Source organism: Halorussus limi (genome assembly GCF_023238205.1).
GTDB classification, from domain to species: domain Archaea; phylum Halobacteriota; class Halobacteria; order Halobacteriales; family Haladaptataceae; genus Halorussus; species Halorussus limi.
This window is the reverse complement of record NZ_CP096660.1, coordinates 323,684-349,318: the sequence shown is the minus strand read 5'-3', so window position 1 is coordinate 349,318 and position 25,635 is coordinate 323,684. Positions and strand designations below refer to the sequence as shown.

Sequence of the window (25,635 nt, the reverse complement as noted above, 5' to 3'; positions counted from 1 at the left end):
CGAAAGTCCTTCTGATAAGTCCGCGCGAGACTTCGGAGGCATACGTTCCGGTGTTCCTTCCATCGGATTCCGAGTGCCGTCGTCGCGGTTGTCCACGGAATTCGAACTCCTAGCCGGCGATTCCCGATAGACGCGATTCCGAAACCATTAGCCTCCGCCGTCCCAACCCCGGGGTAATGAGCGATTTGCTGGTCCGCGCGGCCCGAGGCGAGCGAACCGAGCGACCGCCGGTGTGGCTGATGCGACAGGCCGGGCGGTACATCCCCGAGTACCGCGATATTCGGGAGGACTACACGTTCAAGGAGGCCATCTCGACCCCCGAGATAGCGGAGCGCATCACCCTCCTGCCGTGGGACCGCTTCGAACCCGACGGACTGGTGATGTTCTCCGACATCCTCACCGTCCTCGAACCGCTCGGACTCGACTACCACATCGAGAGCGGGACCGGACCGGTCATCGAGAACCCCGTGACCCGGCCCTCGGAGGTACCCGACGGACACGCCGACGTGCGCGAAGAACTTGACTACGTCGGCGCGCTCCTCCGGCGACTCCAAGACAGCGTCGGCGACCGGACCTCCATCATCGGATTCGCCGGCGGGCCGTTCACCCTCGCGGCCTACGCCGTCGCCGGACAGCCAGCGGGCAAGAAACAGAAACCCATCCGGCGGTTCCGCGTCGAGTACCCCGAGGCGTTCCGGAGTCTGCTCGAACGCTTCGCCGACGTGGTGGTCGATTACGTCGAGTATCAGGTCGAGGCTGGCGCGGACCTGATTCAACTGTTCGACACCTACGCCGGACTCCTGACGCCCGACGACTACCGGGAGTTCGTCCAACCGCTCCACCGGCGCATCTTCGAGTCGTGCGACGTGCCGACGGTCGTCTTCGCCCGGAACCCCGGCGGCAAGTTGGACCTGCTGGCCGAGTCGGGCGCGGACGTGGTCAGCCTCGACTGGACCGTGGACTTGGCCGACGCCCGCGAGCAGTTGGTCGACGCGCCGGTGCAGGGCAACCTCGACCCCGCCTACCTGCTCGGCGACGAGGCGTTCGTCCGCGAGAAGACCGCGGAGGTCATCGAGAAGGCCGGCCCCGAGGGCCACATTCTGAACCTCGGGCACGGTATCGACCGCGAGACGCCAGTCGAGAACGCGAAGGCGTTCGTGGAGACGGCCAAGGAGTGGGAGTGGGAGTAGGAGCGACCGCTTACTCTCCCGACCCCTCTGCTTCTCGTAGCGCGTGGACCCGGTAGAGCGTCGTGGTCCCGCTCAGTTCGTTGCCGACCGCCACGAGAGGAGCGTCCACCGGACTCGCGGAAGCGGGGACGAAGGTCACGCCCTCCGGCCCGAGGTCACCCACGTCGCGGGGGTCGGCCGGGCCGTTCTCGACCGCTTGGGGGTCCACGTCGAAGTTCCGGTTGTTGACGTACTGGACGAACGCGGGGTCGGCCGGGTCGGTCACGTCGTAGACCACGACGCTGGCGATGCGCTCCAGTCCGACGAAGACGTAGGTCCGGTCGCCGACGTCCCCGACCGCGATACCTTCGGGTTCGGGCCCTTTGACCGTACTCTGGGCGAACGGGACGTTTTCGAGGCCGTCGGCGTTGAAGTACTCGGGATGGTGAATCGCTTCGAGGAGTTCGAAGTCGGCCCCGCTGTCGTAGACGAGCGTCCCGTCGGGCCGCCAGATGGCGAACGACCGGCCGCCGAAGGCGTAAATCTCCTCGTGGCGACCGTCGCCGTCCACGTCGCCGCGCGCCTCCGTCGTCAGGAGATTCCCGAGGTGTTCCGACTTCTGGAGGTCGCCGACGCTCTCGACCCCCGGAATCGCGCCGCAGTCGAAGGCTTCGGGGTCCAAATCGAGGTCTGCGACCGTAGTGACCTCGCTGTAGCCCTCCGAGTCGCGCATCCCGCCCTCGTTGGCGGTGGCGAGGTAGGTCTCGCCGTCCGACTCGAAGGCGACGATGGCGTCGGGTTGGTACATCCCGTAGACGGGCCAGTTGCGGATGCAGAGGCGGTCCACGTCGCTGGCGTCGAGTTCGTTGCCGGTCTCGTCGTGATTCTTGTAGCCGAGCGCGCGAATCCCCTCGACGGTGGCCGATTCGACGTCCACCTCCGCGAGGGCGTTGTTGAGTTGCAGGACGACGTAGGCGGTCTCGCCGTCGTCGGCGACGGTCAGATACTCGGGTTCGAGGTTGGTCGATGCGGTGGGGTTCGGGCCGAAGACGTGGACGCCTCGGTCGCGAAGTTCATCCTCGCGGCCGTCGTACTCGGCGAAATCCGCCTGCTCGACCGAGGCGGCGTCTGCGCCCTCCCGGACGTCCACCACGCTCACCGTCCCCGGCGGGTCGATTTCGTAGTCGTCGCTCGGTTCGCCCGAGTCGGCGGTCAGAACGCGGCTTCCGTCGGGCGTGAACTTCACCGCGTCGGGAGTCGCGCCGACCTCGGCGCTCCCGACGTTCGAGCGGTCCGCGGCGTCGTAGAAGAGGACCCGGCCGTTCGCGTCGGCGGCCTCCGCGACCGCAGAGACGGCCAGCACGGTGGTTTCTCGGTCGCCGACCGGAACCTCGTCTTTCAACGCGACGTTGGTCACCTCGGCCACGTCGGGCCACGCTTCGGCGACCGAAATCCGGTCCACGCGTTCGGGGTCGGCGGGGTCCGTCGCGTCCAGCACGTCCACGCCGGGGACCTCGGCGTTCACGACGAACAGGTAGTCCGAGTCGGCGCTGGTGGCGACGATTTCGGCCGCGTCCTCGGCGAACTGCCCGGACTCGTATCGGCCGACCTGTTCGAGGACGATACCGCTCTTCCCGCCGGTTCCCGCCGGAAACGGTGTGGTCACAGAGGTGCTAAGGGAACGTCCGTGTAGAAGGTTCTCGCCGAAGCGGATTACGCGCGTCAGGTCAGCGCGGCGGCGAGGTCGTCGGCCACGCTCTCGGCCTCTCGAATCCGACTCGGGACGCCCATCCGCGCGGTGTAGTTGGTCGCCAGTCGGACGCCCTCGGGTAGTTCGACGCGCTCTACTGCGTCCCACGAGTCGTCGTAAGCCGGGAATCCCCGGCGGAGGACGTTCACGGTTACGACCTCCGCCTCGGCACCCGTGACCGCCTCGAACTCCGAGGCCGCAATCTCGCCCATCCGGTCCTCGCTCTCGTCCAGTATCGCGGGGTCGTGCATCCCGCCGAGGAAGGCCGTGACCACCCCGCGGTCGAACATGCTCGCGTTCCACGAGACGCCGAGGGTCCGGAGGTCGGCGTCGAAGCCGACCTGATAGCCGAGCGCCGGTTCGACGCCCGCCGCGTCGAGGTCGGTCCGGAGGTAGACCATGGCGAGCGGATTGTAGTGCAACTCGCGGAGCGCGTCGGCCGACTCGGGCGCGAGGTCGACCACGAGGTCGGCCGTGAGGTCCGCGGGCGTCGTCAGGACGACGCGGTCGAACGACTCGGTCCCGTCGGGGGTTTCGAGTTCGTATCCCCGGTCGTCGTCCGCTCGGACCGCGGTCACGGGCGTCTCGAAGCGGACGTTCTCGGCGTGAGCGTCGGCCAGCGCCTCGGGGAGTCGCTGGAGGCCCTCGTCGAACGAGATGGCCGGAGGCGTGTCGCGGCCGCCCATAGTGCGGGCGATAGCGGCCTTGAGGAGGCTTCCGTGACGCGCTTCGAGTTTCACGAGGCCCGAGAGCGCGTGGCCGACCGGCATCTCGGCCGGGTCCGACCCGTAGGTGCCGCCGAAGAGGGGACCGAGCAGGTTCCGGTAGGTCTCGTCGCCGAACTTACGGACGAACATCTCGGCCGCCGTCTCGTCGGGGTCGGCGGGGTCGGTGTACGGTTCCGCGAGGACCCGACGCTTTGCCTCGGCAGACAGGAGGTCGGTCTCGCCGAACCCCTCGACCGAGAAGGGCGCGGGCCGAATCTCGCCGTCGGCGTAGACGCAGACGGGGAGGTCGGGGTCGGCGGTCCGGACCTCGGATTCGAGGCCGAGGTCCCGAATCATGCCCTCGACGTGTTCGGTGCGCCGGACGCGCTGGGGTCCGCGTTCGAGGATGTGACCGTCGACCCGGTCGCTCCGGACGACGCCGCCGGGTTCGGCCGCGGCCTCGAACAGGGTGAACTCCGCGTCGCGGTCGGCGAGGTAGTGGGCCAGCGAGAGGCCGGTGATGCCGGCGCCGACGATGCCGACCGACTCCGGCGAGCGCTCGCCGGTCGTCATATGCGTTCGACGGGAGCGTTCAGGCACATCGCGTCGGGCGAGTCCGAACACTGACACTGGCGGTACTGGTAGTAGCCGGGGTCGAAGTCGCCGACGAACGGTTCCACGAGGTCCCCGAGGACGGACTTGAAGCGGTCGTCGTCGTGGGGGACGGGCACGCGGTAGAAGTCGAGGCCGACTTCCTCGGCCTCTTCGCGGAGTTCGTCGTCGAGTTCCGAGAGGGTCTCGCTCTGTTCGTGCATGAAGCTAATGGGTTCGACTACAATTCGCTCCACGGAGTCGTCGTCGCCCAGTTCCTCGACCACGTCCTCGACCTCGGGTTCGGTCCACGGGATGTCGCGGTTCTCGTGGTTCTGGTAGCCCAGCGAGTAGGAATCGACGCCGAGTTTCCGGCCGACCACGTCGCAGAACTCCTCGACGTAGGTGTCGTATCGGCTCCCCTCTTCGAGGTAGTGGCGGGGCGTACCGTGGGCGGAGTAGACGAGCTCGGTCGCGGAGTCGCGGAGGTCGAGGCCGTGAGCGTCGGCGAAGCGTCGGACGTTGTCCGCGCGAATCTCGTTGTAGCGCGGGTGGCGGTGCCAGCCGGTAATCTCGGCGACCGGCACGTCCCAGTCGAGGTCGTCGGCCGCCTCGCGGAGTTCCTCGTTGGCCGCGATGGTCGTGGAGGCACCGCAGAGCGGGTAAATGGGCAGGGCGACGAGTCGGTCCACGTCGTCGGCGTGGGCGGCCTCGACGGCGTCGGCGATGAACGGTTCGGTGAACTGCATCCCGAGGTAGGTGTCGGCGTCGTAGCCCCGTTCGGCGAGTTCGTCGGCCAGTGCGTCGGCTTGGGCCTCGGCTTGGGGCTTCAGCGGGGAGCCGCCGATTTCCTCGTACTCCTCGATGAGGCCGGGCGCGCGTCGCTCGGCGAGTTGGCGGGCGCGTTCTCGCTTCTCCTCCTCGGTGTCGGCCTCCTCCAGCGCGGCGTTGTTGAGGAAGATGCGTTCGAGGTAGGCGACGACGTTCTCGCGGGTCGGTTCCGCAGGCTCACCGAAGTTGAGCAACACGACTCCTGTAGACATAATCGGGTCTTAGGACAGTGTAATGTAATAGCTGTCGCTTGCGGGGGAAAGCGCCGTCTCGACGAGCGCAGCGGTCTCCGCGCTGACCTATCACTTTTAACACTCCCCGGTACAACTTCTTCTGCAGACAACCGAATGACACTCACGTCGATCATCGAGGACGTGACGGGAACCGGGCGGACGCTGCGGGTCTACGACCCGACGGACCCGAACGCGGTCGCGGCGCTCGAACGACACTTCGAGGTCCAGAACGTCGCCGTCGAGGAGGCCACGCTCCCCGAAGGTCCGGACGATTTCGTCGTGTTACAGGACGGCGACGAGTTCCTCGCGGCCGCCGACCTCGAAACGCTCCGGCGGGCCGTTACCTTCGAGTCGGGACTGCTCGACGCGACCGACTTCGAGTCGACCCAAGTCCCAGACGTTCTCAGGCACGTCAGCGACACCACCTTCACCGCGTACGGCAAGCAGCGCATGATTCTGGCCTCGCGCGAAATCGAAGAGCAAGCGTATCGCGCGGGCGGCGGCCAACTCCACTCGGGGTTTCAGCGACTGTCGCTGCTGCGCGAGCAGTGGAGGCTCTACGAGCGAATCGCCGACCGCGGCGTGGGCGTTCACGTGTACGGCGTGCCCGACTGGCGACCCCCGGAGACCGAGTGGCTGACCGTCCACGGCCGAGACACCCCCGAGATTCGGAGGGCGTGGTTCGTCGCCTTCGACGCGCCCGAGGGCGGCGACTGCGCGCTCCTCGCCGCGGAGGACGACCCCAACGAGTTCGCCGGGTTCTGGACCTACGACTCGTCGCTGACCGGCGACGTGCTGGGCCACCTTCGAGCGGAGTACGGGAGCGCTCAATAGCCCTCGGGAGCGCTCTGACCGGTTCGTGGGGCCACGTACGGGTCGGAATCGGGTTTCAAGTGCCAGCGGGACGTTCGTCTTCCCATGCCCGCCCACGACCCGGACCCGAAACCCGACGACGCCGCGAACAGCGAGTCCGGCGACGCCGCGCCGAGACCGGACGAGGACGCCGCGGGGCGACCGACCGGCGGACGCGCTTCGGGGACCGACGACGCCATCGACCGCCTGTTCGGGTCGCTCCCGACCGTCCGCGTGTCGCGCCTGCCCGACGGCGAGCGGTAGCGGCGGACGCGTGCGTGTAGTTGGTTCTGTATTTCTTTTGTGTTCATAGATAGTTCCGAGAGATTTCTGTAGTCGCTCTTATGTAGAACTGTGGAAAGCCCCGATAATGAGACAATCAATGGCTGACTCGATAGATTCACCAGCTAGGTTGAGTGACCGAATGATGCCGAAGGTGTGAGCGGCCTGTTCCAAGCCCTGCTTGGACAGGCCGCGGAACTTCCGCAGCCACGGCTGGACGAGCGAAAACAGGCACTCAGCTTGGTTAATATGGACGCCGTCTGGCGAGACGTATCTCTCTTTGTGCACGACTGTTCGGTGATCGTAGTCCATCTCTCGGTAGGCTTGGAGTCCGTCGGTCCAGACCTCTCCCAGCCGCTGGGAGAGGTCTTCAGCCTCCCGAATCACTGGCTCCAAATCACCGCTGAAGTCGATACCGAGTTGACCACGGATCACGCGAAGCGAGTCGCGGCACGCCGCGACGAGCGTCAGCTGATCACCGTGGCGGCCCCGCCAACGTGAGCGGCCAGTTTGGGACGAGCCGCCGCGAGAACGGCTGTTTCGCGGCGGCTCTTGTCCCTTATACCCCGAACAGACTATGCCAGATTCGTCAACTTGCGTCCGTCCATCGATGGTCTGGTCGAGGAGTCCCCAAACGACGGGGAAGCCGCGATGGATCGCGGCTTCCACCTCTCGAATCGCCGTGTGAACGGTTTTGTAGGCCCGACCGAGCAACGGCGCGATCTGGTTGATACTGAGCAACGTATCGGCGTAGAGCGTGAACGCGAGAAGTACCTCGCCGCAGGTGAGGTGCTTCTCGTGAAACGGCGTTCCGTAGGTGTAGACCGGCTTGAAGTTGCAGTTACGACACCAAACGCGGTCGAGATGCGGCCACGTTTGAACAGAGTTGTGCCCGCACCGTGGACAGGATGTATTCTCCCAGAATTCCTTGAGTCGCCGCTCGATGCCCGCATCGAGCGGCTCGGTGTCGATCTCGACGACGCCCAGCTTGATCAACTCTCGAAACATCGCGCCGAACGCCGGCTGAGCAGAAGACATACTCCCAGATTATAGCTGGCTCAGTGTAACTACAGGGTCTTTCCGTAGCTCTACACAAGAGCGTCTGTAGTTATGGTATCCAATCGTGCAGATTGCTCTGAGGCGAACCGAACGGACACGACGCGGAAATCGGCCGGGTACCGAATCAGTCGGACGTTGTATTTTTACCTGTGACCGTCGTTAGGGAGCTAGAATGACAACTAGCTTTAATTAGTTAGGTCGGATCTACGCTGGTTTCCGACCGCGTACTACGGAATCATGAGGGGGACACCGAAGTATCGGACGAACCGAGGCCTGTTCTCGAACCGCTACCTCGACGAGCGACTCCCGGAGACGGACGACTGGACCGCGGCCGACGAGACCGAGGTCCGGGCGGCCTACGAGTCGATTCGCGACCGGTATCGGCGCGAGTCCGACCGTATTGCCGACTACAGCGAACGGGGAGTGCGCGAGAACTTGGTCGGTCCGGTCTTCGAGACGCTGGGGCTGACGACCGCTGTCGAGGGACCCGCCAGCGGCGAGCGACTCGGGCCGGATTACGCCCTGTTCGGGAGCGAGCAGGCCCGCGAGGACGCCGTCGAGCGCCGCCGCGGCGGTCAGTCGTTCCACGCGAACGCGCTCGCTGTCGCCGACGTGGAGCGGTGGGACCGGTCGCTCGACGGAAGCACCGACCGCGAGCGCACCGACCCGAGTTATCGGATTCACGTCTCCCTCGACGCGACGGGACTCGACCGGGGCGTCCTCACGAACGGCCGGAAGTGGCGACTCTACTACCGGCCGACCGGCTATCAGCCCGACTCGTACTACGAGATAGACTTGCCGGCCCTGCTGGAGACCGGCGACGGCGAGGCGTTCAAGTACTTCTACCTGTTCTTCCGGCGCGAGGCGTTTCTCGGCGGGGGCCGGGATGCGGACAGCGGGCGGAGCGAGCGAGGAGAGCGAAGCGGAGACGACCACCGACGAGCGAGCGACGCCGGTAGCGAGGCGACGCCCGCGAACCGTATCGCCGGGGACCGCCCGTTCGTGGAGCGGGTCTACCGCGAGAGCAACGCCTTCGCCGAGGAACTGAGCGAGGACCTCGGAGAGAACGTCCGCGAGGCGCTGGAACTGCTCGCGCAGGGGTTCGTGGCGGACGCTGACGACGTACCTGCGGACGACCTCGACACCGTCTACGAGGCGTCGCTGACCTACCTCTACCGCCTCGTCTTCGTGCTGTACGCCGAGAGCGACGGCCGTGACCTGCTCGACACCGACGACGAGAGGTACCGCGCTCGCTACAGCCTCAGCGCGCTCAAGCGTCGCGTCGCCGCCGAACTCGACAGTCCGGACCCCGCCTATCGGCCGCAGCAGACGACCCTCTGGGACCGACTCGACGACCTGTTCGCGCTCGTGGACCGCGGGAGCGAGTCGCCGGGCGTCCCGGACGACGACCTCTACGTACCGGCGTGCGACGGTGGCCTGTTCGAGTCGGACCCCGACGCGGGCGAAGTGGCCGCGTTCCTCGATTCACGTGCGGTCGGCGACACCTACCTCGCCCGAGTCGTGGACCTGCTAGCCCGTCGCGAGAGTCCGCGCGGGGACGGCCGGGCGTTCGTGGACTACTCGTCGCTCGGCGTGCGCCACCTCGGCAGCATCTACGAGGGCCTGCTGGAGTACGACCTCGCCGTCGCCGACCGGCCGCTCGCGGCGGTTCGGGAGGGCGGCGAGCAGGAGTGGGTCCCCGCCGAGGACGCCCCCGCGGAGGCCGCCGTCGAACGCGTCGAACCCGGCGACGTCTACCTGACGACCGGGACCGGCGAGCGGAAGACCACGGGGTCGTACTACACCCCCGAGTTCGTCGTGGAGTACGCGGTCGAGAGCGCGCTCGAACCCCTGCTGGACGAGATTCGGAGCGACCTGAACCCGGAGGGCCCCGACTACGCCGACGAGTTCGCCGAGCGCGTCTTCGACCTCTCGGTGCTGGACCCCGCGATGGGGAGCGGCCACTTCCTCGTCGAGACGGTCGAGTACCTCGCGAAGGCAATCTCGGAGGCCCACCGGACGCAGACGCGTAACGCGATGGCCGAGCGCCCGGAGGAGACCGGAAGCGACGACGACGCGGCCGAACCGGGCGACCCGCCCGACGTCGACCGAGTGCGGAGGCGGGTCGCCCGGCGGTGCATCTACGGCGTGGACAGCGACGGCACGGCGGTCGAGTTGGCGAAGATGTCGCTGTGGCTCCGGACGCTGACCGACGGGAGGCCGCCGGCGTTCCTCGACCATCGCCTCGAACGCGGCGACGCGCTGGCCGGGACCGACGCGGCCGAAGTCGAGGCGATGGCCCGCGAGACGGCCGCGGGCGCGGACGGCGTGGGCGACCTGTCGGCCGCCCGCCGGGAGTTCGTCGCCGGCGAGAGCGAGAGTCTCGCGGACGTGAAGGAGACCGAGCGCCGGTACGACGAGATTCGGCGAGACGACCGACGGCGGCGACTCGCCGCGACGGCGAACGTCCGCACCGCCGAGCGGTTCGGTCTCGACGTTCCCGACGACGCTCGCGAGCGCGTCGGCCGGGCGCTCTCCGACTCCGAGCGGTGGGCCGACCTCGCCGACCGGTCGTGGTTCGCCGACGCCCAGCGAATCGCCGACGAGCGCGACTTCTTCCACTGGGGTCTCGCCTTCCCCGAGGCGTTCTACGACGACGAGGGGTCGCCGCTGGCAGAGGACGAGGCCGGGTTCGACGCCGTGGTCGGCAACCCGCCCTACGTCAGGAGTCGGAAGCTGCCCGACGGCCCGAAGGAGTACTACCGCGCGGAGTACGACACCGCGCGGGGCGCCTACGACCTCTACGTCCCCTTCGCGGAACGCGCGGCCGACCTCGGCCGCCGGGTCTCGCTGGTCGTCCCGAACAAGTGGACCACGACCGACTACGGGCGGGCGCTCCGGGACCGCCTGCTCGACCGCGACGGACTCCGGGAGGTCCTCGACGCCTCGGCCCTCGACGTGTTCCCGGACGCCGACGTCTATCCGGTGGTCGTGACCTACGGCGACGCGCCGACCTCGGGCGACGGCGACGCGACGGCCCCGGACGAGGAAGACGACGAAATCCTCGTCCGTCGGCCGGACGGGGACCGGGGACTCGCGGCCGCCGAGACCACCGCGGTCCCCCGGTCGCTCGTGGACCGGCTCGGCGGCCGGGTGATTCCCCTCGGCGTGTCCCCCGACTTCGCCGACCTCGCGGCCGACGCGCTGGCGGAGTGCGACCGCCTCGGCGACCACGCGACGATGACCGAGGGCGTCCACACCGGGAACGTCCGCGAGAAACTGCTGGTCGAGGACGACGGCGGAGAGCGCCGCGACTCCCGCCCGAAAGTCGTGGACGGGAAATCGGTCGACCGATACCGCCTCGACTGGGACGGGTCGCGGATTCGCTACGACGAGTCGCTGGTCGGACCCGGCGAGTACGCCGACCTGCGGCGCCCGGACGTCTTCGAGGGCGAGAAACTCCTCGTCCGGGACATCAGCGACCGGCCCGCGGCGGTCCACGACGAGTCGGGGTTCTACGCGCTCAACACCCTCTACGTCGTCCGGTCACGCGAGGAGTCGGACCGCTCGCTGCGCTACCTGCTCGGGGTCTTCAACTCCGAGTTGGTGGCGACCTACTACCGGCAGGTGTACGGCGGCACCCGCGTCAGCGGCGACTACCTCCGGTTCAAGCCGATGTTCGCCGAGCGGATTCCGGTGCCCGACCCCGAGGACGCGCCGGTCGGCGCCGACGACGTGTCCGAAGTCCTCGCGGAGCGCGGGGTCGAAGGCGAACTCGGAGACCCGACTCCGGGCCCCGAGTCCGCGATAGCGACCCTGACGGAGCGCGTCCGCGCGGCCCGCGACCGGCGGACCGCGCTCGACTGCGACGTGCTGGACTACCTCGGTCAGCGAGCGAAGTCGGCGGCCGGGCCGACCCTCGGCGAGCGGTGCGTCCCCGCTCGCGGCGTCGGCGACTCGGTCCTCGCCGAGACGAGCGCCGACCGGGAGAACCTTCGGTTCGGCGAAGTTCGGGTCCGAGAGGAGGAGACCGGTGCGCTCGCGCTGTCGGCGACGGCGCGTTACAAGCCCTCGGACGGTGCGGGCGCGGACCGCGAGAGCGGACGCAAAACCGACCGCGAGACCGATTGCTGGGGGTACGCCGAGACCGACTCCGTGACCGCGATGCGGATACCGAACCCCGACCCGACCGAGCGTACGCTGGTCGAGGCGTTCGTCCCGGCCGCGGCCGAACGCGGCGCGGGGTTCGCGGGGTTCCGCGAGCACGCCACCGCGACCAACTCCCTGCTCGACCGCCTGCGGGCGCTGACGCTGCCCGACTCCGAGCGAGTCGCCGACGACGTGGCGCGCTACCGGGAGACCCGGGCGCAGGCCGACGAACTCGACGACCGAATCGCGGCGCTGGAAGGGACCATCGACGGAATCGTCGCTCGGCTGTACGGAATCGGCGCAGGACGGTGGACCGAGCGGTAGCGCGGGTCGGCGGAGAACCCCCGAATCGGCGTCGACGGGCGGGTCCTCAGTTCGTCGCTTCCTCGGGCACGTACGGGTCGAACACGTCGGCCCGCAGACTCTCGTGGACGTGTTCGAGCAGGTCTCGCAGGTTCTCGGCGTCCTCGCGGTTGTACTTCACGAGTCGGTCGAGCGCGGCGTCGTCCTCGTCGCGGTCGTAGCGGTGCCAGAGTCGGACCGCCTCGCGGCCGTCCACGTCGTCGTCCGAGCGGTCGATGCCGACCTCCTTCTCGACGCTCTTCAGACCGCCCGAGAGACCGATTTGCTTGCACGTGTACATCAAATCGAGGTGGGGCGTGGTCACGTCGAGGTCGAAACTGTCCTCCAAGAACGGCTGGTCGAATCGCTTGCCGTTGAACGAGACTAGCATGCTCGACTCGGCGAACTCCTCGCGGAGCGCCGCCGCGGTGAGGTCCTCGCCCTGCACGTACGTCCGGGTGTCGCCACCGCGGTGGAGGCTGACCGTGGTCACGTCGTGGCGCGCGCTGTCGAGTCCGGTGGTCTCGATGTCGAAGAAGCAGACGCCGTCGGCGAAGTTGTCGTAGGCCCGCCAGAGGCTCCCGCTCGGCAGGTTCTCGCCGAAGAAGTCGGCGTCCCCGGCGTCGAGTCGCTCGCGGGCCGCGTCGATGAACTCCCGGACGTTCCGGCCGGTCTTCGGGCCGAGCAGGTCGTCGTCGAAGTCGTCCCAGTGGGTGACGCCCTGCCGCCAGAGTTTGCGCTCGGTCTTCTCGCCCACCCCGCTCGCGGCGATGAACGAGTTCTGGAGTTTCATTAGTGGGTTGGGTTAGCGGCGAGGCTCTTAGTCGTAGGTGGTTCGGGGACGGCGGCGAGTCGAAGCCGTCGCACCGCCGAGCGTTCCCCGGCGCGAGCGCGCTCCGCGACTACCCGTCGACGCGGATGCTGGCGCGACAGATGGGACACGAGTGGCCGTCGCCGCTCGCGTCGAGTTTCGCCTCGCTACCGGTCCAGCCACAGTCGGGACAGAGGTAGGTGTCGTCCTCCATGGACGGCCATTGTCAGGACTGACGGATAAGAATGGGGTTCGTCGAAACGCAGAGAGTGTTCGAGAGCGCGGGAACGGGCGGCAGCGACGGAACGCGGGAGCGGACCGTGAGCGACCGGTGGGCGTTCACCCCAGCAGGTCGCGGTACTCCGGGCGGACCCACGAGTACGACACCGCGTGTAGCCCCTCGCGGACGTTCTCGTTGCGCGCGAGGGTCTCGGCCTCGTCCTGTCGGACGCCTTCTGCGTCGAAGGGCATCACCGACGTGAACGCGCCCTCGTAGTGGTAGACCGCACGCTCGCCGCCCTCCTCCAGTCCGACCAGCGAGTACGCGCCGTTGTCCCGGCGCAACAGGTGGGCGGCCTTCAGGTACACGTCGGTACCTCCTCGCTCGCGGGCGATGGCCGCGCAGAGTCGGTCGAACAGTTCCGTGTTCCCCGCGGGTGCGGCTGAACTGGCCATGTTCGAATGAACGGGAGAGACCACTAAAGCGGTGAGCCAAGCGGAGTGAAACTGAAAGTGGCGACGCGAGCCGCCAAATGTGAGTGTTAATTACCTAGAATGATCGATAGTGTACGAAGCCGTAACTTGATAACTATCGAGAACGAGGTACGAATGCGGACCTGATTGGTAGTCAGTGTCTGGCGTCCCGGGCTGGTATCCCGTCACCACTACCCCCAAACTGGATTTTACCCCGGCGAGACCGACCCACGACCGGGTCGAGCGTACGTCGCGAGTCGGCCGGGCGCATCGATAGCCGAAGCACCCATCCCTCCGCAGATCCAATTCTGGACGTGTTTCCCGACGAAATCGAGACCGAGCGCCTGCGATTCGTGCGTCTCTCGCGAGACACTGTGCCGACCGCGGAACTCTACCAGCACATGCGCACCGGGGCACCGCACATGAGCGAGGTCAGCGAGTACGCGATGTGGGACCCCCACGAGACGCCGAAGGACACCCACGACTTCCTCGTGAGTGTCGAGGAGCGGTGGGACGACCGCGAGCAGGCGACCTACGCCATCTTCGCCCGTGACGACTCCGGCGACGAACTCGTGGGCACGACGAACCTCGACTTCGACTGGGACCGTCGGTCGGCCGAACTCGGCGTCTGGCTCCGCAGGCGGTTCTGGGGCCGGGGGTACTCGGGCGAGCGCGCCGCCGCCCTGCTCGAACTCGCGTTCGACCGACTCGACCTCGAACTCGTCGGCGCGTCCCATCGAACCGACAACGAGCGGTCCCGACGGGCGATAGAGAAGTACGTCGAGCGGTTCGGCGGCCAACACGACGGCGTCCTCCGGGACTTCTTCCCCCGAGACGGCGAGGTCGGGGACCTGCACCGCTACACGATTTCGCGCGAGCAGTACCGCGACGCGACCGCCGACCGCGACTAGCGGCCCGTCGGGCCTGCCAGAAGTCCTACCTGCGTCGCTCCCCCAATTAATCGGTGTGTCTGACGACCACAGTTACACCGACGACGACACGTACGACGAGGGGACTCGCGACGACGCGTACGCCGACGATAACGACGTGGTCGGGCGCGACGAATATGTGGACGATGCGTACGGCACGGACGACGAGTACGGCAACGCGTACGCCGAGAACGACGCGTACGCCGGAGACGAGTACGGCGAGGACGACGACGACGGCACTTGGTTGGACGAGGGGCTAATCGGACTCGTGCTAATCGCGGGCGTCGTCCTGTTCTTCTTCCCCGAACCGTTCACGTCGACGCTCGGCATCGCGCTCATCGGTCTCGGGGTCGTAGCGTGGATAGCCGACGCGCTGATGTAGGACCGGCCGGCGGTCAGTCGCCGGTCTGGGCCGGCGGCGTCCGGTCCGCGGTGGCGCGAAACCGTTCGGGGAGGCGCGACCGCAGGGCCGACGGCAGGGCCGGAACGAGTCGCTCGACCAGCGCCGCGAGGGGTTTCCGGGCCAGCGCGTACCCCGCCGAGACGAGCAGGACCGCGGCGACGAAAGTCCGGGGCGGGCCGGTCCAGACGACGAGGGCGGGCGCGGCGAAGAACCCGGCGACGAGCAGGTCCTCGGGCGCGCCGTCGTAGCGAATCCAGCGCCGGGGCGCGACCCACCGCCCGCGGTAGTGGTCGTAGACCGCCCGGTCGGACTCGGCGCGCCACGGCTTGAGTTCGAGACCGCCGCCGAACACGTCCATCAGCGAATGGGCCGCCGCTCCGGCGAGAAACAGCGCGAGCGCGACCGTCTCGGCGACCGGCGAGACGACCGCGAGCGCGACTGCAGGGAGCGCGGCGACCGCGTAGTAGACCGGGAAGTGGAGGGTCCGGCGGTGGCCCGCGTAGAGGTCGAGGTCGGGGAACACGCTCCCGACGACCCCCGCGACGAACGCGACCGGCGCGAACTCGGGCGCGACGGTCGCCGTCGCGGTCGCGAGGACGACGCCGAACAGCGCGTGAGTGGTCGCCATCATGTGAAGGAGGCGTAAGCCGCGGGGTGATAAAGGCGTATCGCGTTAATTTCTGTCACACGTCGGGGGTGCGACGCCGGAAAGGAAACCGACGGGAGAGCGCGACCACTCCCGTGAGCGACCCCGAGAGGGGTAAGCGACCCCGAAGATGAAAGGCGTGCACTCGTTACTGTCGAGCGAATCATGTCCGACCGCGACCGCTCTACTGCCGACCTCACTCAACCGCTCGACGCCGACGCCACCGTCTACCCCGGCGACCCGGCGGTCGAATCCGCACCCGCGGCGACCCACGACTCCGACGGCTACCGCGTGACGGAGTTACGGTTCGGGAGTCACTCGGGGACCCACGTCGACGCGCCGAGTCACACCGAACCCGACGGAAAGAATCTAGACGCGTTCGGCGTCGAGGAGTTCGTCTTCGACGCGCAACTCGTGGACTGCACTGGACTGGGAGCGCGCGACCCCATCGGCCCGGAGGTGATTCCCGGGCCGAAGAGCGGAGGGGACGCCGAGACCGAGATGCTGGTCCTCCGGACCGGGTGGGACGCCCACTGGGGCACCGACCGGTACTTCGACCACCCGTACCTGACCGCGGAGGCGGCGGCGACCTGTGCCGACCGCGGGTGGCACGTCGGTCTCGACGCGCTGAGTCCCGACCCGTCGCCGAGCGAGACCGGCACGGAGGAGGGGGAGAGTACGAGCGAATCGGTCGGGACCGGAAAATTGACTGGAGCGGAGGAATCGGGCGAAATGGGAGCGTCTGCTGGAACGGAGAAACCGAACGAAACGGAAGAATCAGACGGGACGAGCGAACCGGACGGCGTGCCCGCCCATCGGGAACTGCTCGGGAGCGGACTGTTCGTGGTGGAGAACCTGACCGGACTCGGAGAGGTACCGGACCGATTCGAACTGCTAGCCTACCCGCTCGCGCTGGTGGACGCCGACGGGTCGCCCGTGAGGGCCGTGGCGACGTGGTGACGCCGCGGGTCCGGCCGGGGGTTCAGTGTGTCGACGGGAGAACGTCTTTCACCGGGTAGAGGTCCTCGTGGATACCCTCGGCGTCGCAGTCCTCGTTCGGACATCGATAGTACCACCCGTCGTCGGTGGCCTCCGCGGCCTGAAATCGCTCCCCGCATCGGCCACAGAAGAGCAGGGAGTCGAAGTCGTCCGCGCCGCGGGAAAGGTCTACGTCGTCAGTGCCGGTCTCCCGACTCTCGAGCAGTTGTTCCATATCCGTATTTCACGCGGCATCGTATTAAAGACCCACCGTTTTTCCCCACGTGCGGGAAAGTAACCCGAAAATTTAGCTCCGCGGGGTCGGAATCGAATTCGGCGCGTCGCGGGAGGGCGGCGGCCTCGCGCGGACGTCTGCGGGGTCGCGCTCGGCAGCGTCGCACGTCCGACACCGGGGACGGAGCACGGTCACTGGGCGTGCAGGGCTCGTCACCGGGCGCGCACGTACCACGCGACTCCGAGTGCGAGCAAGACCGCGAGTCCGCCCGCGAAGAAGACCACCCCCGGCGGGAGACCGCCGGTCGACCCCGAGGTAGCCACCGTGGTCGCCGCCTCCTCGGTGACGGTTCGGGTCGCCTCCGTGACGGCCTCGTTCGGAGTCGCGCCCGTCTGGACCTCCTCGACCGTGGTTCGAGTCGCCTCGGCTTTCGTATCGACTCCGTCGGCCGCGGTCCGCGTGGCCTCCGGCCGAGTCGTCGCGGCGTCGAGGGTCACGCTGGGCGCGGTCAGGTTCTCTCCGGCGGTCGTCTCGGCCAGCGACTGCCCGCTCCACTCCCGTTCGACGAGCGAGTCGCCGACCGCGTTCGGTCCGCCGAAGAACCGCTGGACGAGGAGACTCGACAGGCCGAGAACGCCGAGTCCGCCGAGCAGTCGGGAGAGCGCGGATTCGAGTCCGGGCACCTCGTCGTCGCCGCCGGCGAAGACGACGAGCGGTTTCGCGGCGGGCGCGTACACCTTCATCTCGCGGCCCTTCTCGGAGTAGACGGTGTCGGCGACTTCCACGAGGTCGGCGTCGGTCAGTCGTTCGAGGTGATACCGGACGTTCTGGATGGAGGTGTCGGCGGTCTCGGCGAGTTCGGAGGGCGTCGCCGGGTCGTCGTACAGCGCCGCGAGCAGGTCGCGGGCCGTCTCGGACTGGAGGGCCGCGAGCAGGTCGTCGGCGTCGTCGCTGTCCACGCCGACGACTTTGGGTTCGCCCCCGTCTCCGGCGGAGGGGTCGGGACTGGAGGGCAGGAGATCGGCCATATCCGCTTGTTGCGGGGAGTCGGGTTATAATTTTGTCCCTGTCGCGTCGGCAGGATTCGGCGCCGCTAGCGTTCGGACTGCGACGCCGCGCCGGTCGTCTCGGGGGTCGCTCTCGTTTCGTTTACGTTTGCATTTGCGTTTTCGTTTACGCAGAGACTCACTCACCGCTTTCCCTCACTTCCTCTCGATGCGCCACCCGCGGAACTGCGAAATCGCTCCCCGTCTGTCGATGGCGTACGCGCCGAAGGGGAGACCGGGGTCGATGTCGTAGGTGACGCTCGCGGTGTCGTAGTCGCCCTCGACAGACGAGACGGCGTGAACGTCGTCGGCCTGCGGTATCCACCAGACCACGCGGTCGAGTTCTCCGTCGGGGTCGGTCGCGGCGACCTCGAACTCGACGTTCTCGGTCGTCTCGTAAGCCGTCCTGAGGATGCTGGCGTCGGGGTTCTCGCACTCGACTATCGGCGCTCGATGCCCGTCGGACCCGACCTCGACCGTCCACTCGACCGCGTCGATGGGGTCGTCGCCCTCTCTGGACGCCTCGCCCTCGCGGTAGACCTCCGAGCGAACTCGGTGGGTGCCCGCCGACTCGAAGCGGTGAGTGAACGTCGCGCGACTACCGGACCCGAGGTTGTTGTAGAACAGGTCCGGGCCGACCCGCCGCTCGCCGTCCACGTACCACTCGGCCGTGACGTAGTCGCCGGGGTAGTCGCTGACCGCGGTCTCGAACAGCATCCGGGTGTCGGGCCGGACCGCGACGGTCTGTTTCGGACCGCCGCGCGAGACGGTCGGAGAGGACCGAGAGGGCGTCACCTCGCTCCCGTTCAGCGAGACCGTGGCCGGACCCGCGAGCGCGAACGCGGTTATCGGTCCGTCGACGTCAAACTCGTCGGCACCGCCCTCCGGGCCGACGTGGCCGACCGCGCGCGACTCGGCCACCGTATCGCCGTCGTCGCGCTGACGGACCGACCCGCCGGCCGCGAACTCGTAGGCCGCGACGCCGCCGCCGTCGCTCTCGATGCGGAGTCGGTCGGTGCCCGACCCGGCGTCGAAGTCGCCGCTCGCGAGCGACCCGGCCGGGCGCGGGAACGACGAGGGGTTCACCCGCGTGCCGTCTCGCGCGACGGTCGCCGGACCCGCGAGGACGAGACCGGTGATTTCGCCGGAGTACCGGAACGTGTCGGCACCGCGCTCCGGGCCGACGTTACCTGCGGCGCGACTGCCGGAGACCCGGTCGCCGCCGTCTCGCTGTCGGAGGTCGCCGCTGACCGTCACCTCGTAGGCCGCGAACCCGCCGCCGTCGCTCTCGATTCGGAGGGTCTTCGGGAGGTCGGTCGCCGCCGAGACCGGACCGCCGAGCAGCGGTGCGACGCCAGCGGCGACGACGCTCCGTTGGAGGAACTGCCGTCGGGAGTTCTCGCTGTCCATACTCCAGGCAACGAGGAAGAGAATCAAAGTTATATCCGGCTTATTTGTGGTATACGAGGCCTAACCCACAGATTCTCCAGAGTTTGTAGGGTCGGGCGGCCGGTGGTCTGCATCCGAAGGACTCAGTTCGGTAATCCTGGGAAGGTCAGGTAACTTCGAGCCGTTCGACCGCTTCGAGGATGCGCTCGGAGTAGAACTCCGCCTCGTATTCGGAGAGTTCGTTCAGTCGCACGAGACCCGCGACCGTACCGACGAGCGTCTCGGCTCTGTAGAGCGGTTCGTTCGCTTCGAAATCGTCACCGACTTCGGCCACGTCTCGATACCCCTCGTAGAGTTTCGCTCGCACGTTCCAATCGCTACACGGGTCGTGCATCCAGAAGCAGCTGGCCGCCTTCACGAGGTCACGCTGGGCGTGGCCGGAGTACGACCGGTCGAAGTCAAGGACCGCCGCGTCCTCCGTCAATGTCCGCCGTATCCGGTGCGCCAGCCCACCCTCCTCGAATCCGCGAACGTTCGGCCGTCGGTTCTCGAAGCGAATCCATCCCGATTCCTCGAAGGTACGGAACTCGTGTATCTTCGCCAAGTAGCGACCGGCGTTCCGGACGCGATTCAGAGTGATGTCGCGCTCAGCCGTTTGCCCCGGAATCCGTTCGACGAGCAAGTACCGTCTGCCGTCGTCCGACGCCGGACGCTCCGCTACGACGTCCGGAACCGGAATCTCAGAGTCCCGGAGCAGGTCGTAGCAGCGCGCGCCGCGCCGCAGCGAATCGACCCGACTCTCGTCGGCGTCCGACGAAAACTGGAGGACGTAGGTCTCGCCGTCGCAACTGATTCGATAGGTCTCGTGGAGCAGTCCCTCCGCTACCCGTGCCACCTCGTCCGGGACCGCTCCCAGTTCGCGTCTCGCTATCGAGCGGACTTCCTCGGTCATCGGGTAGTTACGTCGGGTTCGGTCCGACGGAACCTCAAGCTGCTGAAATTCGTCCGTAGACCCCGAAGCGGCGTCCCTCGGCTACTACGAACTTATACGTCGGCCTGCGCGAATTTCCGACCCATGACGAATCTGCCGTGGCCACTGGTTCGCGTCGGCCTGACGCTCCTCGTCCTCGGACCGCCGGTCGCTATCTACGTCTATCGTGACCGCGAGCGCCGCGGAAAGTCCCGTCCGCTGGCGTTGGCGCTCGGGTTGGGACTGCTAGGTTTTGCGGGCCTGTTCGTCCACTTCTACCTGCGCGGTGACTTCGCCGGCGCCGGAGAGAGTGAGCGAAACGCCGACTGACAACGCTAGAGCTATCTTTGACAAACGGATAGAATTTTTTAACATCGAGTTAGCCAGTTCTCGGCCCGGTTCCTACCCGTCCTCGGAACAGGGACCCCGCGAATCGCCGTGTTCGAGGTGCGACTCGACGGCCGACTCGCTTCCCACGTGAATCGTGTGTGCGTTGTCCGGGTTGCCCGGCGGCCGGTGACAGACCGCGTACTCACCGCCGCTCTCGCCGCTTTCTTCGTCCTCGCCGTCTCCTCCCCCACTGCCACCATTCTCGCCGTCTCCGTCTCCTCCACCGCCGCCATCCCCGCCGTTTCCGCTCCCGCCCTGCTGGTCGTCACTCCCGGACTCACAGCCACCGGTCGCGATTCGTATCGGTTCCGTCATATCGAGCGAGACGCGCTTCGAGACGCTCGCGGACCCGGAGAGGAACTCCCAGTCGGTGATGCTCCCCTCGTAATGCTTCCCGGAGAGCGCGGCCTCGTCGTTGAACGCCGGGTCGACGGTCACCGCGAAGTCGTCGCCGAGGCCCCGAAACGCACCGCCGTCGGTTCCGCCGCTCCCCCACGTCCAGTCGATTCGGTGTTCGGTGCCGTCGAGACGCCACCGGTCGTAGTTCGAGGACGCTATCTCTCCGTCGGGGTCGCGGTAGAAGTCGTCTCTGACGACCCACTCGCCGCTCGCGGGCAGCCCCGAGATGCGGAACGTCACGCTCCCGCCCTCCGAGGCGTCGAGACTGCCGTGGACGACCACGAGGCTCAGACCCTTCGGACCCCGATAGAGGAAGGCGACGCTCGTCTGCGGTCGCTGGAAGTCGGTCGTCCCCGCCGACCCGTACCGCGCGGTATCTCCCGCGGACGCGCCGTTGACATCGCTGACGTACTTCTCCGGGAGCTGATACTCGTACACCGTCTCGACCGGCAGTTGGCCGCGGAGCGGCCGTATCGGCACGCACTCGTCGCCCTGTACGAGGACGTACTGGCTCTCCGCGCGTTTCGCTGCGGTCGCGTCGGTCCCGACCCCGAACCCACCGGCCGCGAGACTCGCGCCGACGGCAGACAGCACCGCCCGCCGCGTCGGTTTCGATTGCTCTCTTCTCATTTCCGGCTACGAACGCTAGGGAGAGCGCCGTATTTTGTTATCGGGTAGTTACTCCGCGTCCGCGGCGGGACGTGACAGAGTGGCGACGCGGTACGACAGATTAGCGACGTGGAGGACAGAGACGCGACGGGGAACCGACTCAGAACTCGGTGACGACTTCGATGCCGACCGTGCCGTAGTCGCTCATCGCGGCGAGGCGGTCGGGCACGTCGTCGAGTCCGACCTCGTTCGTCACCAGCGCCGCGGGCGAGACCGTGCCGCGGTCGAGCATGCGGAGGAGTTCGCCGTAGCGCGTCGGCGGCATCCCCCGGGAACCGAGGAACGTCACCTCGTTCATCGTCATGGCGTCGGTCGGGAGCGACACCTCGCCGCGCTCCTCGTCGGTCGTCAGGCCGAGTTGGAGGTGCTGGCCCCGCTTCCGGAGGCAGGCGACCGAGTTCCGGCAGGTCTCGGCGACGCCCAGCGCGTCCACCGAGACGTTGGCACCTCCGTCCGTCGCGCTCCGGACGCGCCCGGGCACGTCAGCGACGCGCCCGGCGTTCACGGTCTCGTCCGCGCCGAGTTCGCGGGCCTTCGTCAGTTTCTCGTCGTCCAAATCGACCGCGACGACGTTCGCGCCGAGCGCGTCCGCGACGTGGACCGCCGAGAGGCCGACCCCGCCGCATCCGTGGACCGCGACCCAGTCACCGGGCGTCAGGTCCGCCCGGTGGGCCAGTCCGTGGTACGCGGTAGCGAATCTGCACCCGAGTCCGGCCATCTCGACGGGCGAGACGCCGTCGGGGAGTTCCACGGCGTTGTAATCGGCGTAGGGCACGTGGACTCGCTCGGCGAACGCGCCGGGCGCGTCGGCCTCGAACCCGAGCGCCAGTCCGTCCTCGCAGACGTTGCCCCGGCCGTTCCGACAGTGGTCGCAGTCGCCCCGCCCGAGGTTGAACGGGACCGCGACTCGGTCGCCCTCCCGGAATCGGTCGACCGAGTCGCCGACGGCGACGACCCGTCCGGCGGGTTCGTGGCCCAGGATCTGGCCCTTCGGAACCCGGTCGTCGGCCCACTCGCCGTGGCCCTGCCACGCGTGCCAGTCGCTCCGGCAGATGCCGCAGGCTTCGGTCTCGACGACGAGACCGTGTTCCGCGAGTCGCGGGTCGGATACGTCCTCGATTTCGAGCGGTTCGCCGTACTCCCGTAACACCGCGGCCTTCATGGGTTCGTGTTTCCGCGGGTCGGGGTTAAATCGGTGGGTCGCGGCGACCGTCGCGCGGTTCTCGACCCCGGTCCCGCCGAGAGGTGCTTTCGAAAGGGGCTATTTATACGGACGGCGTACGACGAATAGTTATGGAAACGTCAGGGCCGTCGTCGCCGGACACGTTCGACGATGTATTCGACGTGTTTACGCGAGTTGACGTCCCCGGAACGCCGCTGACGGCGAGCGAAATCGCCGACGAACTCGGCCGCACCCCCGAGACGGTCGCCGACGAACTCGACGAACTGGTCGGCCGGGGTGCGCTCGAAGCCAAGACGGTCGGGACGGGCGAGCGCGTCTGGTGGCGACCGCCCGAGTCCTCGGAGACCGTCGAGGAGAGTTCGGAGGCCGCGCTCGACCAAGCGCAGTTCCGCAACCTCGTCGAGGCGGTCACCGACTACGCGATTTTCGTCCTCGACCGCGAGGGCCGCGTCCAGACGTGGAACGAGGGCGCGAAGCAACTCAAGGGCTACGACGAGGCCGACATCCTCGGCCAACACTTCTCCAACTTCTACACCGACGAGGACCGCGAGGCGGGCGTCCCCCAACGGAACATCGAGAGGGCCGTCGAGAACGGGCGGGTCACCGACGAGGGGTGGCGCGTCCGGAAAGACGGGACCACGTTCTGGGCGAGCGTCACGATTACGGCGATTCGGGACGACGACGGCGAACTCCAAGGGTTCATCAAGGTCACGCGGGACATGACCGATCGCCACGAGTACGAGCAGCGACTCCGAAAGGAGAAAGAGCGGTTCGAGACGCTCGTGCGCGAGGTCAAAGACTACGCCATCTTCCTGCTCGACGCCGACGGTATCGTCCAGACGTGGAACGACGGCGCGAAGCAACTCAAGGGCTACGACGAGGCCGAAATCGTCGGCCAACACTTCTCGGCGTTCTACACCGACGAGGATCGCGAGGCGGGTCGGCCCGAACAGAACCTCAGCGTCGCCGCCGAGCAGGGGCGAGTCGAAGACGAGGGCAAGCGCGTCCGGAAGGACGGGACCACGTTCTGGGCGAACGTCATCATCACGGCGCTCTACGACGACGAAGGAGAGGTCCGCGGGTTCGCGAAGGTCACGCGGGACATGACCGAGCGCCACGAGTACGAGCAGCGACTCCGCGCACAGCGCGACGAGTTGGACGAACTCAACCAGATAAACACTGTCATCCGGGACATCGACCAAGCGCTCGTCACGGCGACCACGCGCGAGGAAATCGAGCAGGCGGTGTGCAATCGGTTGGCGTCCTCGACCACCTACTCGGCCGCGTGGGTCGGCGAGTTCACCGAGGACTACGAGGACATCACGCCCCGAACGTGGGCCGGGGTCGACGACGAGTATCTGGAGACGGTCCGGAACGCGAACACCGACGACGCCAAGGAGACGGAGAAGGGCGTCGGGGCGCTCGCGCTCCGAACCGGGTCGGTCCAACCCGTCCAGCGACTGCAGAGGGACTCGGACGGCGAACCGTGGCGACAGGCGTCGCTCGCCGAAGGCTTCGAGTCGGCGATTTCGGTCCCGCTCCTCTACGACGAGGTCGAGTACGGCGTCCTGACCGTGTACGCCGACCACGAGTCGGCGTTCGACCAGCGCAAAATCGCCGTGCTGAGCGAGTTGGGCGAGACGATAAGCCACGCGATAGCGGCTATCAGGCGCAAGGAACGCGAGCAGACGCTGACCGCGTTGCAGGAATCGACGCGGGAGTTGCTCCGGACCGAGACCCAGACGGAAATCGGCGACATCATCGTCGGGACCCTCACCGACGACATCTCGTTGGCCGACGCGGTCGTGTACGCCTTCGATACCGCCGAGAACGCCCTCGAACCGATAGCGGCGTCGTCCCGGGGCGACGCGGGCGCGGGCCGACCGGTCACTGTCAGCGCGGGTGCGGACTCTCCCATCTGGACGAGTTTCGAACGAGGCGAAACCCAGTTCACCGACTCGGTCGCGCCGTCGGGAGAGAGCGGTACCCACCGGACGATGCTGGTTCCGCTCGGCGAGTACGGCGTCCTCGCCGTCGGTGTGGGTGAGCAGGAGTCGTTCGACGGGAAGATGCGGAACCTCGTCGAACTCGTCGCGGCGACCGCGGAAGCCGCGTTCAAGCGAACCGACCGCGAGCGCCGCCTGCAACACCAGAACGACCGCTTGGACAGTTTCGCGAGCATGCTCGCCCACGAGTTGCGCAACCCCGTCACCATCGGCCAGATATACGGTCGCCAACTGCCGACCGACGAAGCGCCGGAGGCGGTCGACTACGTCACCGAGGCGTTCGACCGCATCGAGGACATGATAGACGTGCTGTTGGTGTTGGCGCGGGGCCGCGAGGCGGTCGACGAGCAGGCCCCGGTCCCGCTGGCGGACGTGGCGCGGGACGCGTGGGAAGAGGTCGAGGCCCCGGACGCGACGCTGGAGGTGACGCTCGACCGGACGATTCAGGCCGACGAGACGTACGTCCGCCACCTGTTCCAGAACCTGTTCGAGAACGCCGTCGAACACGGCGGCAGCGACCTCACCGTCACGGTGGGCGAACTCCCGACCGACTCCGCGGGCGGCGACTCGACGGACGGGTCGGTCGGCGTCTCGTCCGAGCGGAGCGAGGACGAGGCTCGGCAGGGAGCGGAGCGGACTGCCGGCGGGTTCTACGTGGCCGACGACGGCGTCGGAATCCCGGCCGACCAGCGGAACGACATCTTCGAAATCGGCTACACGACCGCGGCCGAGCAGGGAGGTACCGGATTGGGGCTTGCGTTCGTCCGGGAGTTGGCCGAGGTGTACGAGTGGGACGTGTCCGTGACCGAGAGCGAGGCCGGCGGGGCGCAGTTCGAGTTCCGAAACGTCCGCTGAACCGCCGAAGGCGCTCCGAGCCCCGGAACGGACGTTCTCGCGCCAGGCCCACCAGTTCGCCCGCGCCG

At 67.7% G+C, this 25,635-nt stretch carries 23 protein-coding genes; 9 read left to right on the top strand and 14 right to left on the bottom strand.

Annotation, left to right across the window (positions count from 1 at the left end):
• Positions 1-176 precede the first annotated feature (176 nt).
• Positions 177-1,190: a uroporphyrinogen decarboxylase gene (gene hemE / locus M0R89_RS19895; protein WP_248652459.1), complete on the top strand. Its 1,014-nt coding sequence runs from the start codon at positions 177-179 to the stop codon at positions 1,188-1,190.
• A gap of 10 nt (positions 1,191-1,200) precedes the next feature.
• Here the strand turns inward: hemE and M0R89_RS19890 are convergent, their stop codons facing one another.
• From M0R89_RS19890 to hemH, 3 genes are read right to left on the bottom strand one after another with little or no spacing between them, the layout of a single operon-like run.
• A complete protein-coding gene (locus M0R89_RS19890; RefSeq protein WP_248652458.1) occupies positions 1,201-2,835 on the bottom strand; it encodes a choice-of-anchor I family protein in 1,635 nt (544 codons plus the stop codon).
• Positions 2,836-2,891: 56 nt separating this feature from the next.
• Complete coding sequence (hemG, locus tag M0R89_RS19885) at positions 2,892-4,199, bottom strand: protoporphyrinogen oxidase (RefSeq protein WP_248652457.1); 1,308 nt, start codon at positions 4,197-4,199, stop codon at positions 2,892-2,894.
• Positions 4,196-5,260, bottom strand: coding sequence for a ferrochelatase (gene hemH, locus M0R89_RS19880; protein ID WP_248652456.1), 1,065 nt, complete (start codon positions 5,258-5,260; stop codon positions 4,196-4,198). The genes hemG and hemH overlap by 4 nt, the downstream gene beginning before the upstream one ends.
• 135 nt (positions 5,261-5,395) lie before the next feature.
• On the opposite strand from hemH, the gene M0R89_RS19875 reads away from it, so the two are divergent.
• Together M0R89_RS19875 and M0R89_RS19870 are read left to right on the top strand one after the other, a co-directional pair.
• The gene (locus M0R89_RS19875) at positions 5,396-6,115 is read left to right on the top strand and encodes a DICT sensory domain-containing protein (RefSeq protein WP_248652455.1); all 720 of its coding nucleotides are present in this window, start codon (positions 5,396-5,398) and stop codon (positions 6,113-6,115) included.
• An 84-nt stretch (positions 6,116-6,199) separates the two neighbouring features.
• A complete protein-coding gene (locus tag M0R89_RS19870) occupies positions 6,200-6,397 on the top strand; it encodes a hypothetical protein (protein WP_248652454.1) in 198 nt (65 codons plus the stop codon).
• 78 nt (positions 6,398-6,475) lie between these two features.
• Here the strand turns inward: M0R89_RS19870 and M0R89_RS19865 are convergent, their stop codons facing one another.
• Positions 6,476-7,453: an IS1595 family transposase gene (locus M0R89_RS19865; RefSeq protein ID WP_248652453.1), complete on the bottom strand. Its 978-nt coding sequence runs from the start codon at positions 7,451-7,453 to the stop codon at positions 6,476-6,478.
• Positions 7,454-7,711: 258 nt separating this feature from the next.
• On the opposite strand from M0R89_RS19865, the gene M0R89_RS19860 reads away from it, so the two are divergent.
• The gene (locus tag M0R89_RS19860; RefSeq protein ID WP_248652452.1) at positions 7,712-11,947 is read left to right on the top strand and encodes an Eco57I restriction-modification methylase domain-containing protein; all 4,236 of its coding nucleotides are present in this window, start codon (positions 7,712-7,714) and stop codon (positions 11,945-11,947) included.
• A 46-nt stretch (positions 11,948-11,993) separates the two neighbouring features.
• Here the strand turns inward: M0R89_RS19860 and M0R89_RS19855 are convergent, their stop codons facing one another.
• The 3 genes from M0R89_RS19855 to M0R89_RS19850 form a co-directional block, all read right to left on the bottom strand.
• Positions 11,994-12,758: a ribonuclease H-like domain-containing protein gene (locus M0R89_RS19855; RefSeq protein WP_248652451.1), complete on the bottom strand. Its 765-nt coding sequence runs from the start codon at positions 12,756-12,758 to the stop codon at positions 11,994-11,996.
• Positions 12,759-12,867: 109 nt separating this feature from the next.
• Entirely contained in the window at positions 12,868-12,990 is a 123-nt protein-coding gene (locus tag M0R89_RS23345; RefSeq protein WP_256478568.1) for a hypothetical protein, read from the bottom strand.
• A 125-nt stretch (positions 12,991-13,115) separates the two neighbouring features.
• Positions 13,116-13,451 carry a hypothetical protein gene (locus tag M0R89_RS19850; RefSeq protein ID WP_248652450.1) on the bottom strand — a complete coding sequence of 112 codons (336 nt, stop codon included), beginning with the start codon at positions 13,449-13,451 and terminating at the stop codon, positions 13,116-13,118.
• 332 nt (positions 13,452-13,783) lie between these two features.
• Between M0R89_RS19850 and M0R89_RS19845 the strand changes: the two genes are divergently transcribed.
• Positions 13,784-14,380: a GNAT family N-acetyltransferase gene (locus M0R89_RS19845; RefSeq protein WP_248652449.1), complete on the top strand. Its 597-nt coding sequence runs from the start codon at positions 13,784-13,786 to the stop codon at positions 14,378-14,380.
• Positions 14,381-14,435: 55 nt separating this feature from the next.
• Positions 14,436-14,780 (top strand): DMT family transporter, encoded by a 345-nt coding sequence (locus tag M0R89_RS19840; RefSeq protein WP_248652448.1) that lies wholly within the window; start codon positions 14,436-14,438, stop codon positions 14,778-14,780.
• 13 nt (positions 14,781-14,793) lie between these two features.
• On the opposite strand, the gene M0R89_RS19835 is transcribed toward M0R89_RS19840, so the two are convergent.
• Positions 14,794-15,432: a metal-dependent hydrolase gene (locus tag M0R89_RS19835; RefSeq protein ID WP_248652447.1), complete on the bottom strand. Its 639-nt coding sequence runs from the start codon at positions 15,430-15,432 to the stop codon at positions 14,794-14,796.
• A gap of 180 nt (positions 15,433-15,612) precedes the next feature.
• Between M0R89_RS19835 and M0R89_RS19830 the strand changes: the two genes are divergently transcribed.
• Positions 15,613-16,407 (top strand): cyclase family protein, encoded by a 795-nt coding sequence (locus M0R89_RS19830; protein WP_248652446.1) that lies wholly within the window; start codon positions 15,613-15,615, stop codon positions 16,405-16,407.
• Positions 16,408-16,429: 22 nt separating this feature from the next.
• On the opposite strand, the gene M0R89_RS19825 is transcribed toward M0R89_RS19830, so the two are convergent.
• The 4 genes from M0R89_RS19825 to M0R89_RS19810 all read right to left on the bottom strand — a co-directional run bounded on the left by M0R89_RS19825 (position 16,430) and on the right by M0R89_RS19810 (position 20,047).
• Positions 16,430-16,660, bottom strand: a complete 231-nt coding sequence (locus tag M0R89_RS19825; RefSeq protein ID WP_248652445.1) for a recombinase zinc ribbon domain-containing protein — start codon at positions 16,658-16,660, stop codon at positions 16,430-16,432.
• Positions 16,661-16,872: 212 nt separating this feature from the next.
• Entirely contained in the window at positions 16,873-17,688 is an 816-nt protein-coding gene (locus M0R89_RS19820) for an ArsR/SmtB family transcription factor (RefSeq protein ID WP_248652444.1), read from the bottom strand.
• A gap of 174 nt (positions 17,689-17,862) precedes the next feature.
• Positions 17,863-19,116: a hypothetical protein gene (locus tag M0R89_RS19815; protein WP_248652443.1), complete on the bottom strand. Its 1,254-nt coding sequence runs from the start codon at positions 19,114-19,116 to the stop codon at positions 17,863-17,865.
• Positions 19,117-19,261: 145 nt separating this feature from the next.
• Entirely contained in the window at positions 19,262-20,047 is a 786-nt protein-coding gene (locus M0R89_RS19810; RefSeq protein ID WP_248652442.1) for an aminoglycoside phosphotransferase family protein, read from the bottom strand.
• A gap of 123 nt (positions 20,048-20,170) precedes the next feature.
• Here M0R89_RS19810 and M0R89_RS19805 point away from each other — a divergent pair, with 123 nt between their 5' ends.
• Entirely contained in the window at positions 20,171-20,395 is a 225-nt protein-coding gene (locus M0R89_RS19805) for a hypothetical protein (RefSeq protein WP_248652441.1), read from the top strand.
• A gap of 72 nt (positions 20,396-20,467) precedes the next feature.
• Here the strand turns inward: M0R89_RS19805 and M0R89_RS19800 are convergent, their stop codons facing one another.
• Both M0R89_RS19800 and M0R89_RS19795 read right to left on the bottom strand, forming a co-directional pair.
• Entirely contained in the window at positions 20,468-21,484 is a 1,017-nt protein-coding gene (locus M0R89_RS19800) for a hypothetical protein (protein WP_248652440.1), read from the bottom strand.
• A gap of 139 nt (positions 21,485-21,623) precedes the next feature.
• Positions 21,624-22,685 (bottom strand): zinc-dependent alcohol dehydrogenase family protein, encoded by a 1,062-nt coding sequence (locus tag M0R89_RS19795; protein WP_248652439.1) that lies wholly within the window; start codon positions 22,683-22,685, stop codon positions 21,624-21,626.
• Positions 22,686-22,816: 131 nt separating this feature from the next.
• Here M0R89_RS19795 and M0R89_RS19790 point away from each other — a divergent pair, with 131 nt between their 5' ends.
• Positions 22,817-25,567 carry a PAS domain S-box protein gene (locus tag M0R89_RS19790; protein WP_248652438.1) on the top strand — a complete coding sequence of 917 codons (2,751 nt, stop codon included), beginning with the start codon at positions 22,817-22,819 and terminating at the stop codon, positions 25,565-25,567.
• Positions 25,568-25,635 lie beyond the last annotated feature (68 nt).